At 62.3% G+C, this 14038-nt stretch carries 14 protein-coding genes; 9 read left to right on the top strand and 5 right to left on the bottom strand.

Annotation, left to right across the window (positions count from 1 at the left end):
- Nucleotides 1–2: 2 nt before the first annotated feature.
- Nucleotides 3–785 (top strand): archaeal proteasome endopeptidase complex subunit alpha, encoded by a 783-nt coding sequence (gene psmA, locus G9C82_RS00290; protein WP_004960819.1) that lies wholly within the window; start codon nt 3–5, stop codon nt 783–785.
- 87 nt (nt 786–872) lie between these two features.
- Nucleotides 873–1601, top strand: a complete 729-nt coding sequence (locus G9C82_RS00295; RefSeq protein WP_004960822.1) for a ribosome assembly factor SBDS — start codon at nt 873–875, stop codon at nt 1599–1601.
- Nucleotides 1602–1616: 15 nt separating this feature from the next.
- On the opposite strand, the gene G9C82_RS00300 is transcribed toward G9C82_RS00295, so the two are convergent.
- On the bottom strand, nt 1617–1964 hold the full coding sequence (locus tag G9C82_RS00300) for an FUN14 domain-containing protein (RefSeq protein ID WP_004960824.1): 348 nt from the start codon (nt 1962–1964) through the stop codon (nt 1617–1619).
- A gap of 204 nt (nt 1965–2168) precedes the next feature.
- Between G9C82_RS00300 and katG the strand changes: the two genes are divergently transcribed.
- Together katG and hflX are read left to right on the top strand one after the other, a co-directional pair.
- A complete protein-coding gene (katG, locus tag G9C82_RS00305) occupies nt 2169–4364 on the top strand; it encodes a catalase/peroxidase HPI (RefSeq protein ID WP_127013073.1) in 2196 nt (731 codons plus the stop codon).
- A gap of 184 nt (nt 4365–4548) precedes the next feature.
- Nucleotides 4549–5859, top strand: coding sequence for a GTPase HflX (gene hflX / locus G9C82_RS00310; protein WP_007190114.1), 1311 nt, complete (start codon nt 4549–4551; stop codon nt 5857–5859).
- Nucleotides 5860–5865: 6 nt separating this feature from the next.
- On the opposite strand, the gene G9C82_RS00315 is transcribed toward hflX, so the two are convergent.
- From G9C82_RS00315 to G9C82_RS00325, 3 genes are read right to left on the bottom strand one after another with little or no spacing between them, the layout of a single operon-like run.
- Nucleotides 5866–7308 (bottom strand): NAD(P)H-hydrate dehydratase, encoded by a 1443-nt coding sequence (locus G9C82_RS00315; protein WP_127013074.1) that lies wholly within the window; start codon nt 7306–7308, stop codon nt 5866–5868.
- A 46-nt stretch (nt 7309–7354) separates the two neighbouring features.
- Entirely contained in the window at nt 7355–7678 is a 324-nt protein-coding gene (locus G9C82_RS00320; RefSeq protein ID WP_127013075.1) for an acylphosphatase, read from the bottom strand.
- A gap of 5 nt (nt 7679–7683) precedes the next feature.
- On the bottom strand, nt 7684–8592 hold the full coding sequence (locus G9C82_RS00325) for a DNA-3-methyladenine glycosylase (protein WP_127013076.1): 909 nt from the start codon (nt 8590–8592) through the stop codon (nt 7684–7686).
- Between the two features lie 250 nt (nt 8593–8842).
- Here G9C82_RS00325 and G9C82_RS00330 point away from each other — a divergent pair, with 250 nt between their 5' ends.
- Nucleotides 8843–9316 (top strand): DUF555 domain-containing protein, encoded by a 474-nt coding sequence (locus G9C82_RS00330; protein ID WP_004960839.1) that lies wholly within the window; start codon nt 8843–8845, stop codon nt 9314–9316.
- Between the two features lie 136 nt (nt 9317–9452).
- Here G9C82_RS00330 and G9C82_RS00335 read toward each other — a convergent pair whose 3' ends face one another.
- Nucleotides 9453–9689 carry a UPF0058 family protein gene (locus G9C82_RS00335; protein ID WP_004592453.1) on the bottom strand — a complete coding sequence of 79 codons (237 nt, stop codon included), beginning with the start codon at nt 9687–9689 and terminating at the stop codon, nt 9453–9455.
- A gap of 555 nt (nt 9690–10244) precedes the next feature.
- Here G9C82_RS00335 and G9C82_RS00340 point away from each other — a divergent pair.
- The 4 genes from G9C82_RS00340 (at nt 10245) to G9C82_RS00355 (ending at nt 14005) form a co-directional block, all read left to right on the top strand.
- Nucleotides 10245–10883 (top strand): alpha/beta hydrolase, encoded by a 639-nt coding sequence (locus G9C82_RS00340; RefSeq protein WP_007190118.1) that lies wholly within the window; start codon nt 10245–10247, stop codon nt 10881–10883.
- A gap of 96 nt (nt 10884–10979) precedes the next feature.
- A complete protein-coding gene (locus G9C82_RS00345; RefSeq protein ID WP_174789820.1) occupies nt 10980–12095 on the top strand; it encodes a DUF3179 domain-containing protein in 1116 nt (371 codons plus the stop codon).
- A complete protein-coding gene (locus tag G9C82_RS00350; protein WP_011223473.1) occupies nt 12085–12699 on the top strand; it encodes a hypothetical protein in 615 nt (204 codons plus the stop codon). Before G9C82_RS00345 ends, G9C82_RS00350 begins: the two co-directional genes overlap by 11 nt.
- Before the next feature lie 121 nt (nt 12700–12820).
- A complete protein-coding gene (locus tag G9C82_RS00355) occupies nt 12821–14005 on the top strand; it encodes a VWA domain-containing protein (RefSeq protein WP_007190121.1) in 1185 nt (394 codons plus the stop codon).
- The last annotated feature ends 33 nt before the right edge of the window (nt 14006–14038 follow it).

The following is a 14038-nucleotide window of genomic DNA, read 5'->3' on the forward strand; positions in this document are numbered from 1 at the left end:
CTATGCAGGGACAAAACCAACAGCAGGCCTACGACCGCGGGATCACTATCTTCTCGCCGGACGGACGCCTCTACCAGGTCGAGTACGCCCGCGAAGCGGTCAAACGCGGCACAGCAAGCATCGGCGTCAGAACGAGCGACGGCGTCGTTCTCGCCGTGGACAAGCGCATCCGGTCGCCGCTGATGGAGCGCTCCTCGGTCGAGAAGATCCACAAGGCCGACGACCACATCGGTATCGCCTCGGCCGGCCACGTCGCTGACGCCCGACAGCTCATCGACTTCGCCCGCCGACAGGCGCAGGTGAACCAGCTCCGCTACGGCGAGCCGGTCGGCGTCGAGACCCTCACCAAGGAAATCACCGACTACATTCAGCAGTACACGCAGGTCGGTGGCGCGCGCCCATTCGGCGTTGCCCTCATCATCGGCGGCATCGTGAACGGCGAGCCGCGCCTGTTCGAGACCGACCCCTCCGGGACGCCCTACGAGTGGAAGGCCCTCGCTGTCGGGGCCGACCGCGGCGACATCCGAGACTACCTCGAAGAGCACTACGACGAGGGGATGGACCTTGACGAGGGTGTCGACCTCGCGCTGGCCGCTCTCGCGTCAGTCAACGACGACGAACTTTCGCCGGAAGGCATCGGCGTCGCTACGGTCGACGTCGAAACGGAGACCTTCGGCCAGCTGACCGACGAGGAAAAAGAGGCCCACCTCGCGGAGGCCGACCTGCTTGACACCGGTGAAGACGCGGACGACGAAGCCGAAGACGAAGACGCCACCGAAGAGTAACCCTTCCGACAGCCCTCGCGGGCGACTGGACTTTTTCTGTTCGACCACGCAGTAAGGCCTTTAACTGGCCCACTGCTACCGACGGGTATGATATCGCTTGACGAGGCGGTGACGGCGCGCCTCGAATCCCACGGCCAGCGGTTCGAGGTACTGGTGGATCCGGACGCTGCGCTGGCGATAAAACGTGATGACTTCGACGACGACCTCGAGGACGTTATCGCAGCGGAGGACGTGTTCGAGGACGCCTCGCGGGGGGACCGGCCGCCCGAGAATATGCTCGAAGAGGTGTTTGACACGACTGAGCCGATGGCTATCATCCCCGAAGTCATCAAACGGGGTGAGATCCAGATCACGGCCGACCAGCGCCGCGAGATGCAGGAACAAAAGCACAAACAGCTCATCCAGCGGATCACGCGCAACGCGGTCAACCCGCAGATGGATGATGCGCCACACCCGCCGGAGCGAATCGAATCTGCCCTCGAAGAAACGGATTTCAGAGTTGACCCGATGGAGCCCGTTGAGGCGCAGGTCGACGACGCCCTCGATGCGCTCCGGCCAGTCATCCCAATCCGGTTTGATGAGGTCACTGTTGCCGTGCAGGTCCCTGCGGACTACGCCGGGAGCGCCCAGGCACAGATCCGGCAGTTCGGAGACCTCGAACGCGAGGAATGGCAGTCTGATGGCTCGTGGGTCGGCGTCATGACGTTCCCAGCCGGTCTGCAGAACGACTTCTATGACGTGGTGAACGAACACACAAGCGGCGAGGCGGAAACCCAGATAATCAAAGACGAAGACGACATCAGTACACGCGGCTGACGCCGCGGCGTCGCGTTATCCCTTCTTGAATCCGACGAGGAAGCCGGCCGTGAAACCAGCGCTGACCGGCAGGGCCGAAAGCAGCGACGTGACCCAGGACGGCGGTTGCGTCGCCGCCGCGTTCCCGGCGGTGCCAGTCGCGTTTTGTGCGGCCCCGCCTATCGCGTTCCAGTTCACCTCGAGAATCCCGCGCGTCTCAAGGAACTTGAACAGCGCCAGCTCGATGCCGACGATGACGGCGATGAGCTTTGCGACCTTCTTTGCGGCGAACCCGATGATACCGCCGATAAGGCCGCCGCCACCGAATTCGAGGCCCATCTGCTGGAGGCCCAACCCATCTAGTTGGAGTACGAACTCACCCATACCGCGTACCTGACCGCCTGTTTTTAAATCCTTTGTGCTCCCCCTAGGGCGCTCCTTTTATACACAGCTTCTGCTACAGAGGTCTGACATCGCTGCTCCCCGGACGTCCCACAGAATTCAGGGAGAATGTTTTTCACACGATGCTATTTCTTTACTCATATCCAAAGATTTGTATGCTGCCGACGAATCTTACTTACTGTTAAGATGGCAGAAACACCGAACTCTGATATGAGCGGCGCCACAGGCGGACGGTCGAAGCGACCAAAATCTAACCAGGACTGGTGGCCAAGTAAGCTGAACCTCGAGATTCTCGACCAGAACGCTCGGGATGTCGGCCCGGTGGAGGCTGACTTTGATTATGCGGAGGAGTTCCAGAAACTCGACCTCGAAGCGGTGAAGTCGGACCTTGAAGAGCTGATGACGTCCTCGCAGGACTGGTGGCCGGCCGACTACGGCCACTACGGCCCGCTGTTCATCCGGATGGCCTGGCACAGCGCCGGGACGTACCGAACCGCCGACGGCCGCGGCGGCGCGGCGGGCGGTCGACAGCGTTTTGCACCGATCAACAGCTGGCCTGATAACGCGAACCTCGACAAGGCGCGACGGCTGCTCCTGCCGATCAAGCAGAAGTACGGCCGCAAGATCTCCTGGGCCGACCTGATGATTCTCGCAGGGAACGTCGCCATCGAGTCGATGGGATTCAAAACGTTCGGCTACGCCGGCGGCCGCGAGGACGCCTTCGAGGAAGATAAGGCTGTCAACTGGGGGCCGGAAGACGAGTTCGAGACACAGGAGCGGTTCGACGAGCCGGGCGAGATACAGGAGGGCCTCGGTGCCTCCGTGATGGGCCTCATCTACGTGAATCCGGAAGGGCCGGACGGCAACCCGGACCCGGAAGCATCGGCGAAGAACATCCGGCAGACGTTCGACCGCATGGCGATGAACGACAAGGAGACGGCCGCACTCATCGCCGGCGGACACACGTTCGGGAAAGTCCACGGCGCTGACGACCCCGAAGAGAACCTCGGTCCCGAGCCGGAAGCGGCCCCAATCGAGCAGCAGGGTCTCGGGTGGCAGAACAAGAACGGGAACAGCAAGGGCGGCGAGATGATCACAAGCGGTATCGAAGGGCCGTGGACCCAGTCGCCGACCGAGTGGGACATGGGATATATCAACAACCTGCTCGACTACGAGTGGGAACCGGAGAAGGGTCCCGGCGGCGCGTGGCAGTGGGCACCCAAGAGCGAAGAGCTGAAAAACAGCGTGCCGGACGCACACGACCCGGACGAAAAGCAGACGCCGATGATGCTCACGACGGACATCGCCCTGAAGCGAGATCCGGACTACCGAGAGGTCATGGAGACCTTCCAGGAGAACCCGATGGAGTTCGGGATGAACTTCGCAAAGGCCTGGTACAAGCTGACCCACCGCGACATGGGGCCGCCCGAGCGGTTCCTTGGTCCGGAGGTTCCTGACGAGGAGATGATCTGGCAGGACCCGCTCCCGGACGCTGACTACAGCCTCATCGGGGACGCCGAAATCGCCGAGCTCAAGGAAGAAATCCTCGACTCGGACCTCTCTATCACCCAGCTCGTCAAGACTGCGTGGGCGTCGGCATCGACCTACCGCGACAGCGACAAGCGCGGCGGCGCTAATGGCGCTCGTCTCCGACTCGAACCCCAGAAAAACTGGGAAGTCAACGAGCCGGAGCAACTGGAGACGGTTCTGGGGACGCTCGAAAACATCCAGACGGAGTTCAACGACTCGCGCTCCGACGGGACGCAGGTCTCGCTTGCTGACCTGATCGTGCTGGGCGGCAACGCGGCCGTCGAGCAGGCGGCAGCGAACGCCGGCTACGACGTCGAGATCCCGTTCGAACCCGGCCGCGTCGATGCGGGACCGGAACACACCGACGCCCCTTCCTTCGACGCTCTCAAGCCGAAGGTCGACGGGGTCCGGAACTACATTCAGGACGACATCACGCGACCGGCGGAGGAAGTGCTGGTCGACAACGCGGACCTGCTGAACCTGACGGCCTCGGAACTGACGGCCCTGATCGGTGGGATGCGCTCGATCGGTGCGAACTATCAGGACACCGACCTCGGCGTCTTCACCGACGAGCCGGAGACGCTGACCAACGACTTCTTCGTGAACCTGCTCGACATGGGCACGGAGTGGGAGCCGGCAGCGGACTCAGAACACCGGTATAAGGGTCTCGACCGCGACACCGGCGAGGTCAAGTGGGAAGCCACACGCATCGACCTCATCTTCGGCTCGAACGACCGGCTCCGGGCCATCTCGGAAGTCTACGGCTCTGCCGACGCGGAAGAGAAGCTCGTCCACGACTTCGTGGATACGTGGAGCAAGGTCATGAAGCTCGACCGCTTCGACCTCGAATAAGCCGGAGCGAACGCCACTGCCGTGGTGGCTGTCTCAGACATCGCGAGACAGAACGGGCAACGGTTAGCAATCGACCGCCGCTACCCGCGGCATCTGCCATTTTACCGCCTTTCTGCCAGCGCACTGGGCGACGCTGTGAGCCGCCCGGGGGGTTAAATAATCGGACGCCGTATTTCCATAACGAGTGACGGCGACACACACCACGAAACGAGCGGTTATCGCGAAGCGCGTCGACAGTGGCACCGCCGACACGACGGAAATCCGGGACCTTGCCCGGGCGGCCGGGTACGACGTTGTCGGCGAAGTGACACAGACCAGAACGGAGGACCCGGCGTACCACCTCGGCGAGGGGAAGGTAACGCGACTGAGCAACGCGGTCGCCCGCGAAGGGGCCGCTGTCGTCATCTTCGACAATCAGCTCGGCCCGTACCAGACGTACAACATCGGGAACGAACTCCCAGAGCGGGTGCGCGTCATCGACCGCTTCCGGCTCATCCTCGAAATCTTCGGCCAGCGAGCCCGGACGCGGAAAGCCCAGCTTCAGGTCGAACTCGCGGAGCTTCGCTACGAACTCCCGCGTGCCGAAGCCAAGGCCAGCCTGGCCAAACGCGACGAGCGGCCGGGGTTCATGGGGCTCGGCGAGTACGACGAGTCCCGCGAAGAGGACATCAAAAAGCAGATCTCCAACATCCGGGACGAACTGGAATCCATCGAGGAGACCGAGCGCCATCGGCGGGAACAGCGCCGGGAGTCCGGCTTCGACCTCGTTGCACTTGCCGGCTACACTAACGCCGGAAAGTCGACGCTCCTGCGCCGCCTCGCCGACGACCTCGACGTCGACGAGAACGACGACCTCCACCCCGACCTCGACACGACGGCCGAGAGCGAGGACCGTCTGTTCACAACGCTCGGGACAACCACTCGCCGCGCCGAGGTCGGCAAACGCGAGGTACTGGTCACCGATACGGTAGGGTTCATTCAAGACCTCCCACACTGGCTCGTCGAATCGTTCAAGTCGACGCTGGGGTCGGTGTACCACGCCGACCTCGTCTTGCTCGTCGTCGATGTCTCCGAGTCGGTCGAGGAAATCCGGGAGAAACTGGTGACGAGCCACGACACGCTGTACGAGCGCAACGAAGCCCCCATCGTCACGGTCCTCAACAAGACCGACATGGTCGACGACGAGGAGGTCCGTCGCAAGCGAGACGCGCTCTCGTCGCTAGCCCCGAACCCTGTCGCCGTCAGCGCCGAGCAGGGGCTCAACATCGACGACCTGGCTGAGCGAATCGACCACGAACTGCCGGACTACGAACGAGAGCGGCTCGTGCTCCCGATGACCGACGACACGATGAGTCTCGTCTCGTGGATTCACGACCACGCCAGCGTCGAGACGGTCGATTATGGCGACCAAGTTGTCATCGAGTTCGAAGCGCGGCCGGCCATCATCGAGCAGTCCCGGGCGAAAGCGGGGGACTTGGTCGGTGCGTCGGCCTGACTACGGCTACGGCTCTGCGTCTCGCTGCCACAGAACGCTCGGTATCTCGTCTAGCAGGTCCGTCGCGACCAGCCCGTAGCCGCGGTCGTCGACGACGCGGTCGCCGACGCTGCCGACAGTATAGGCGGCAATAGCGGCCGCGTCAAGTGGGTCCTGCACGGAGGCGAGTGCGCCCGTCACGCCCGCGAGCACGTCACCGGTTCCGCCGACTGTCATCCCCGGATTGCCCGTCCGACCGACGCGGGTCCGCTCACCGTTGGAGACGATGTCGTACGGGCCTTTGACAAGCAGTGTCTGGCCGACCTCCGCTGCGAAGGACTCCACGAGGTCCGCTCGTTCTCGCCAGTCTTCGGCTGTCTCCCCACCCATACCGAGCAGTTCGCCTTGGTGGGGCGTGCAGACGAGGTCCGCGTCCGTTTCGGTGTCCGGGACCACTGACAGGGCGTCAGCGTCGACGACGGCCGTCCCCGCAAATCCGGACAGCAGGTCCGCGACAGCATCCAGCGTCGCGTCGGCGTTCCCGAGCCCCGGCCCGACAATCAAGGTATCGTGGTCCGCCGCCAGCTCGGCGAGGCGGTCGACGTGGTGCGGCGCGAGGTGGTCCCCGTCGAACGGCCGCATGATGAGGTTCTCGCTGTAGGACTGGATTTCGCGCGCGACGACGGCCGGGCAGGCGACCCGGACGAGGTCGGCCCCGCTTCTGAGGGCGGCCTGGGCCGTGAGCGCCGGCGCACCGGTGTACGGGCCGCCACCGACGACTAGCACCTCGCCGTTGTCGCCCTTGTGGCTCGCTGGGTCCCGTTCGAGGCGGGTGAGGTCGCCCCGCTCGATGAACAACTCCGCAGCGTCGGGGATGCCGATGTCGGCGACGGTGACCGGGACGTCGAGGTCCGGAAGGCCGGGCTTGGTGTCGTGAAACGTGACGACGTGGTCGGCGTCGACGGCGTTGTCGGCCAGCCGCCCCGTTTCGGCGTCAAGGCCGGACGGGACGTCTACAGAGAGGACGGTCGCATCGCTCTCGTTCATCGCTGTGGCAGCCGTCGCCGCTGGTTCCCGGAGGTCGCCAGCGATACCCGTGCCCAGCATCGCGTCGATGACGACATCAGGGGTCCCGAGGTCCAGTGCCGAGGAATCCCTGACCGTCTCTATCGGATACTCGGCGTGCTGGAGGGCATCCCAGTTCTCTCTAGCAATCGTCGTTGAGATGGCACCCGGGCGGCCCAGCAGCAGGACGCGAAGGTCGTACTCGTCGAGGAACCGGGCAGCGACGAGCGCGTCTCCGCCGTTGTTCCCTCGACCAGCGACGATGGTGACCTGTTCGCCGGGGTCAGCGATGGGACGGACTGCCCGTGCGACGGCGTGGCCGGACGACTCCATCAACTGCTTGCGCGGGACACCGAGCGCGGCAGCGTTCTCATCGACGACACCCATTTCGGAGCCGGTGAGCATATCCGCGGGTTCGCCCGCCAGTGAAGTAACTCTACGGGACGGCGCCTTACCAGCGGACCTCGAAGCCGTCGACACTCTCCGGGTCCTCGTACTCGACTTCGACGTCGGTCACGTTCGCGCGTTCGCTCCCCTCGTGACAGAACTCGACCATCGCTTCTACGTCGGCGTCGGGGCCTTCGAACACCGCTTCGACGCGGCCATCGTCGAGGTTACGGACCCATCCGTTGACTCCCTGATCCTGTGCGCGCTCCCGCGTGGTCGCTCTGTAATAGACGCCCTGAACACGACCGGAGACGAACACGTGTGCTCGCGTGTGTGCCATATCCGAGGATTTGCCGGCGGCCTTCGTTATACTGTCGCCTTCCGCCACGCGTGTCAGTCCTCGTTGCTGCCCGTTCGGAGGTAATGAAACAGATACGTTTGCGTGTAGCCGGCGTACTCACCACCCAGTGCGCCCCGGATGGCCCGCGACGTGTCGGCGTAGTTCCCCCGCTCACATTCTGGATAATACTCCTCGATTGTCGTCCGGATCCAGGTGTCTAGCGGGACCGCTTCGAGGTAGTCAAGCGAGAACAGCAACACGCAATCTGCGACCTTATCGCCGACGCCGACAAAGCGGGTGAGCGATTCTCTGGCGTCCTCGTAGTCGAGGCCGACGGCTTCTTCGGGGTCGGCCTCGCTGCCTGCGACCATCTCCGCAGTGCGCTGGACGTACGGCGCACGATAGCCCAGCCCGAGGTCCCGGAGTCGTTCTTCTGTCGTTTCGGCCAGCGCCGATGGCGTCGGATAGGCGCTGTACGTTCGCCCGCCGAACTCGACCTCCTCGCCGAATGCGTCACGGAGTGCCTGCTGCATACTGTGGATTCTGGCGACACGCATCTGTGCCGAACAGATGAACGAGATGAGGGACCCAAACGGAGGGTCCTGAACCAGTCGCATCCCCCAGAACGTCTCATAGGCCGACTGGACCACGTCGTCGTCCGGTGCTGTCGAGCGAATTGCAGCGAGGTCGTCGTCAAGCCGAAGGAGTCGCCTGAGGTCCGCTTCGGCGTCGACTGTCGATTCCCATTCGAGCATTCCATCTTGCTGTCGGACGCGGATGACCTCCGGTGACCCATCGCGGCGGACTGTTGTCCAGTACCATGCGTCCCCACCAGTTGCCCCATCGCGCTGATACATTTTGCCGTCATCGCGGTCCCAGAGGTAGGACTGCCCGCTCTCGACAGTTGCCTGCAAATCGATACCGCCTGCCAGCGACCCGACATCGATGACGCCTTGTTCCATTGTCTACGTGTACGGACCCGGAGGTAATGGCGTTACGAGTTCCACTCGCACTGGCGTTGCACGTGTACCAGCAGTTCAGGAACTGCAGTTGTCTTACCTGTCACTGGTTTTGTCGTCGTGACGTTTTGGCGTGCTCGTGTGTGTCCCGCTCGATTGGGCGCTCCGTCTCTCTGACACCCGATATCCGTCGCGTGTGGTACACTCTGGTTCAGGGCTAACCTTCATTATATTGGGAAACAAACATACTGGCATGAATTGCCGAGTTGTTGTCGAGGCCGCAGTCCCAGTGTACGACGTGGCATCTGCGGACGAGGCAGTTCGTATCGCCATCTCGAAAACGGGGGAGATGCTGAACCCTGACCTCAACTACGTCGAGATCAACATGGGGGATCGGCACTGTCCACACTGCGGTGAGACACTGGAACCCGCGTTTCTCGCAGCTGATGAGAGTCTCGTCGCACTCGAACTGGAGATGACCGTGTTCAACGTCGAACGAGACGAACATGCCGCCCGAATTGCACGCAAGGAGATCGGGCAACGGCTCGAGAATATCCCGCTCGACGTGCTCGAAATCGAGGAGATTCCGGAGGAGTCCGACGAGACGACAGAAGACGAGTCCTCGTCCGCAGAGTCGGAAGCTGACGCCGATGACCCGCCGTCGGACCAATCCGCGGACGAATCGGACGACGTGTTACCCGAGTTCGAGGAATTAATCGACGAGTAGCCAGGCTACCGAGCAGCAAGGGCATATCTAACTATACGCTCGACGTATAGATATTCTAATATAAGTCTGAGAGCTGTTATACGGTCACTAATGGCATTGCTTGGCGGGAGAACTGCGTAGAAACTACTGAGAACCGTTAGTCCGCGGCGGCAGAAACAGGCTCTTTAGTCTCGTCGGCCATCTCGGAGGCAATACCGTCAGCAATCGCAAAGACAGCGGCTTTGTGGTCTGTTTTCGACTTGTGAATCGATGTCGGCTTGACGCCCAGTTCCTCGTATTCGTCGTGGTCCACTTCTGTCCCGGATTCGGCTTCGTAGTGGTTCTGTACCTGTGCAAGCAGGCCGTGAAGGTGGATGAGCTCCTGCTTTTTCATAGTCAACCCAAGGTAACAACTCGAAGGTTATAGTACTACTCTGATGAAGGTTAACACACGTCTCTGCTAGTACTACGTAATAGTTTATGAATAATTCTCGCCACGAAGTATATTTTGAGTGTTTTACACTAAATTTTACCATTTCTCCAAAGTTGTAGGCGTGTGCTAGCAAAGCACGCTTTTCAGCGATGGACCACAACGAGCCGAACACTGCCGTTGCAAACTCACCGCGGGTGTCTGCGACTGGCACTCAGGGTTATGGGCTGTCTACGCCTACTATCGGTATGGATTAGGCGGCGCTTCCATCGGACACCGAGATTGGCCGGGTAGGCCTAACTGTTGCTGACTTACCATCGCCCGTCGATTTTGAACTCCGCCTGCGAACCCGTACACGGGACATTTCGACCGATTGACTGATGTGCCAAGTCAAGTGTCTTCGCGCGCTATCTGGGATATGCACACGATACGATGGCTGGCTTCGGCAGGTGGACGAACGGAAGCAGAAACTGACTGTGTGGGCGTGACAGGACCCAGCCGACGACCGGGAGGAGAGCAATGAGCGACCCGCATCAGAGCCAGCAGCTCGTGACTGCGGGAACCGCGCTGTCGGAGGCGAGCGCGGCAGCGGTGCTGGTCCACGGTCGGGGCGCGACGGCTCGGAGCATCGTCCAGATGGGGGCGGAATTCCAGCAGGACGGGCTGGCTCTTCTTGCACCTCAGGCCGCGCGAAACACCTGGTATCCCAACTCGTTCCTCTCGCCGGTCGAGCAGAATGAACCCGGACGGTCATCGGGGCTGCAGGCTATCGAAGACGCCGTCACGAAGGCAGCAGAAGCCGGGATTCCGACTGATCACGTGCTCATCTTGGGCTTTTCACAGGGAGCCTGTCTTGCGAGCGAGTTCGTAGCTCGCAACCCACAGCGCTACGGCGGTCTCGTGGCCCTCAGCGGCGGTCTCATCGGTGAGTCTATCGACGAAAGCGAGTACGAGGGCGACATCGAGGAGACGCCGGTGTTTCTGGGCTGTAGCAATGTCGACCCACACATTCCCGAAGAACGCGTACACGTCACAGCCTCGGTCTTCGAGCGTCTGAACGGGGACGTGGAGGAACGCATCTACGAGGGGATGGGCCACGGCGTGAACGAAGATGAACTGGCGTACGTCTCGTCGCTGACCGCTGGCCTCGTCAATTAGGCGGTCCGGTCACCGGGATCCGCTCGATGAGCGGCCGAACAGGAAGTTACCGGCACCTCACCGCGAGGTTTAGTGGTTGGAAAACTCACACATAACATGAGGATTTCCCGCCGACGATTTCTTGCGACAGTTGGGGCCGGTGTGACGCTCGGCGGCGCAGGCTGTGTTGGGGATGAGGGTGCTACCGCTGGAGGTGGTTCGGAACCCGACTCCAGCACTGGAACCAGCACGGCGTCGATGGCAACTGATCGGAACGACGGCTCAGAACCACCCACAACTGATAGCCGCCTGCATCTGGACTACGAGATCGGGACACTCGAAGAGAATATCGTCAGCGGCGGTGTTCCCAAAGACGGGATTCCAGCCATCGACGACCCGACGTTTGCGGATACGCCCCCGGACGGATTAGCCCCGGACGACCCGGTGTTCGGCGTGGTCCGCAACGGGGAGGCGAAAGCCTACCCGCAGTACATTCTCGTTCACCACGAGATCGTGAACGACACCATCGCCGGCGACCCCGTCGCCGTGACGTACTGTCCGCTGACGGGCACCGCACAGGGGTTCGAGCGTGGTCCAGTGGAGTTCGGCGTCTCAGGGCGGCTTGTGAACTCGAATTTGACGATGTACGACCGGGGCACCGATAGCTGGTGGCCACAGATGCTGGCGACAGCGATTACGGGCCCATTAACTGGCGAGTCGCTGCGGGAGTTCCGGGTCATCTGGACGACATGGAGCCGCTGGTCCAGCGCGTACCCGGAGACACGCATCCTCACCGAAGACACCGGCTTCTCGCGGCGCTACGGTGTCGACCCGTACGGCCAGTACAACGAGAAGCGCGGCTATTATTCGAGCACCCGGACACTGTTTGAACCCCTGCACAGCGACAGTCGCGCTCACCCGAAGGCTGTCGTCATCGGGACCCGGACTGAAACCGGGGGACTCGCGTTCGACAAGGAAACACTGCTGCGTCAGCGCGTGCTGACCGGCCGTATCGACGACACACCGTACGTCGCGGTCGCCGATACCGACCTCGCCAGCGGGTACGTGTACGCGAACCCAGAATCGATGTCAGTTGCAGCGTCGGACGACGGCTACATGATCGACGGGACGGCATATGATGCCGATTCGCTCCCGCTGGACCGCACGCTGTCTTTCGACGCGATGTGGTTCGCCTGGGCCGGCTTCTATCCGGAGAGTGGGTATGTCAACTGACAGCCCGACCGACGGGGCAGGTGCAGCTGCCAGCGTCCAACGCTTGTTTCGGAACACTGTCGTTGCGGTCAGCGGGGCGCTCAGCCGCCGTGACGGACGGGTGTCTCTGAGTGTGTCCGGACTGGCGTACTTCCTGCTGTATCTCGCTGGCCTCAGACATCTCGGCTTCGGCCCATCCGGATACGAGGTGTCTGTCGTCAGTAACCCGCTTGTCCGTGCGTTCCGGCAGGTTGGCCCGTTCCAGTGGGAACCGATCGCACTGGTGGTCGTCGGCCCGGTCGAACTGCTCGTCGCGCCGCTGAATATGCTTCTCGGGGCAGTTCTGGCAGCGCTGGTCGGACTCAACCTCGCCGTCTCCATCGTCGCGTGGCGCGGCCCATCGGCCTGCCGTCTCGGCCCGGGTGCAGGGGCTATGTCGGGACTACCAGGACTGCTTTCCGGGTTTGCCTGCTGTGGCCCCACTATCCTGCTCGTTGTCGGTATTCAGGCAAGCGCTGGGCTTCTCTCGCTGTTCCAGTGGCTCCTCCCCCTCACTGTCGTGGCACTACTCGGAACCCTTCTCTGGGTCGGGAGTCGAGTCGAGACGGCGCAACAGGTAGCGTAGATAGTACCTACTACTGGGGGACAAATAGTAGCAACAGGCTACCGGCTCAGATAGTGGGTGGACCTTTTTTCCCTCGATTTGAGGGAAACATATAACTACTCCGTACGACCCATCTACCAGTATGACCGCTACTGTCGTGAGCGAGGTCAACCGACCCTACGTGCCGACGGGCGGGGCGAAACTGACTGCTGAAATCGAAGTCGAGCCCGGACGGCTGGAGGAACCACCCACGCGACAGATTGCCCTCTGTATCGACGCCAGTGGGTCGATGGCCGGTAACGACATCGAGCAGGCACGCGCCGGCGCTGAGTGGGTGTTCGGACTCCTCGACGAGGACGACTACGTCTCGATCATCGCCTTCGACAACGAGGTTACGACAGTACTTGCGCCGACGCGGTGGGGCACTATTTCGCGCGAAACGGCAGTAGACGCGGTCGCTGACATCTCTGCTGGCGGGGGCACTGATATGTACAGCGGCCTGCTGGAAGCGAAGGCGTCCCTGCAGGATTTACCGACCGACGACAACACGGCCCGGCGGGTCCTGCTCCTCTCTGACGGGAAAGACAACTCCCACGACCCGGAAGCGTTCGGGACGCTAGCTCGCGAAATCGACACTGAGGGTATCAGAATCAAGGCGGCCGGCATCGGGAGCGACTACCGCGAGGAGACGATCCGGACGCTCGGGACCGTTGCCCGCGGCGAATGGACACATCTGGATGCTGCCGGTGACATCGAGTCGTTCTTCGGCGACGCAGTCGAGGAGGCCGGGACCGTTGTCGCTCCCGACGCTCGTCTCGAACTCGACGTGGCTGACGGCGTTGAGGTGAGCGAGGTGTACCGCTCGCTCCCACAGACGCAGTCCGTGAACCCCGACTGGGAGGACAACACGGCCGTCGTGCCGCTGCCCGACCTGCTTGACCGGGAGACCCAGCGGGTCGTGCTAAAGATACACGCTCCGGCTAACGACCCGCAAGACGCTGTGTCCCTGGCGGATGTCACACTGCACGCCGGCGGCGAGACGACGCGGGAATCAATCACCGTCGACTACACCGACGACGAGTCGAAACTGGCCGAACACAACGAACAGGTCGATGTGGACCACCGGCAGACCGTTATCAAGACGGAACTCGGCAAGGGCAACGTCGCCGAAGCCCAGACACAACTGGAGCGGATGACGCGCATCCACGGCGAGGACACCGAGGCCGTCCAGACAGCAGAGCGAGAGACGCGTATCGTGATGGAAGGCGGGCGCAAGGAGCAAAACAGGGCGACGAAAATTGTCACTGACGAGGGCATCCAGAAGTGACTGTCCCAATCTGCGGTGTCGGCAGGGCCGCTA

It is taken from the genome of Haloarcula sp. R1-2 (assembly GCF_011627385.1).
Taxonomy (GTDB): domain Archaea; phylum Halobacteriota; class Halobacteria; order Halobacteriales; family Haloarculaceae; genus Haloarcula; species Haloarcula marismortui.

Bases quoted from the DNA above. Each gene is read 5' to 3' on its own strand.
- psmA (WP_004960819.1), top strand. From the start codon at position 3: ATGCAGGGACAAAACCAACAGCAGGCCTACGACCGCGGGATCACTATC.
- G9C82_RS00295 (WP_004960822.1), top strand. From the start codon at position 873: ATGATATCGCTTGACGAGGCGGTGACGGCGCGCCTCGAATCCCACGGC.
- G9C82_RS00300 (WP_004960824.1), bottom strand. From the start codon at position 1,964: ATGGGTGAGTTCGTACTCCAACTAGATGGGTTGGGCCTCCAGCAGATG.
- katG (WP_127013073.1), top strand. From the start codon at position 2,169: ATGGCAGAAACACCGAACTCTGATATGAGCGGCGCCACAGGCGGACGG.
- G9C82_RS00315 (WP_127013074.1), bottom strand. From the start codon at position 7,308: ATGCTCACCGGCTCCGAAATGGGTGTCGTCGATGAGAACGCTGCCGCG.
- G9C82_RS00325 (WP_127013076.1), bottom strand. From the start codon at position 8,592: ATGGAACAAGGCGTCATCGATGTCGGGTCGCTGGCAGGCGGTATCGAT.
- G9C82_RS00330 (WP_004960839.1), top strand. From the start codon at position 8,843: ATGAATTGCCGAGTTGTTGTCGAGGCCGCAGTCCCAGTGTACGACGTG.
- G9C82_RS00335 (WP_004592453.1), bottom strand. From the start codon at position 9,689: ATGAAAAAGCAGGAGCTCATCCACCTTCACGGCCTGCTTGCACAGGTA.
- G9C82_RS00340 (WP_007190118.1), top strand. From the start codon at position 10,245: ATGAGCGACCCGCATCAGAGCCAGCAGCTCGTGACTGCGGGAACCGCG.
- G9C82_RS00345 (WP_174789820.1), top strand. From the start codon at position 10,980: ATGAGGATTTCCCGCCGACGATTTCTTGCGACAGTTGGGGCCGGTGTG.
- G9C82_RS00350 (WP_011223473.1), top strand. From the start codon at position 12,085: ATGTCAACTGACAGCCCGACCGACGGGGCAGGTGCAGCTGCCAGCGTC.
- G9C82_RS00355 (WP_007190121.1), top strand. From the start codon at position 12,821: ATGACCGCTACTGTCGTGAGCGAGGTCAACCGACCCTACGTGCCGACG.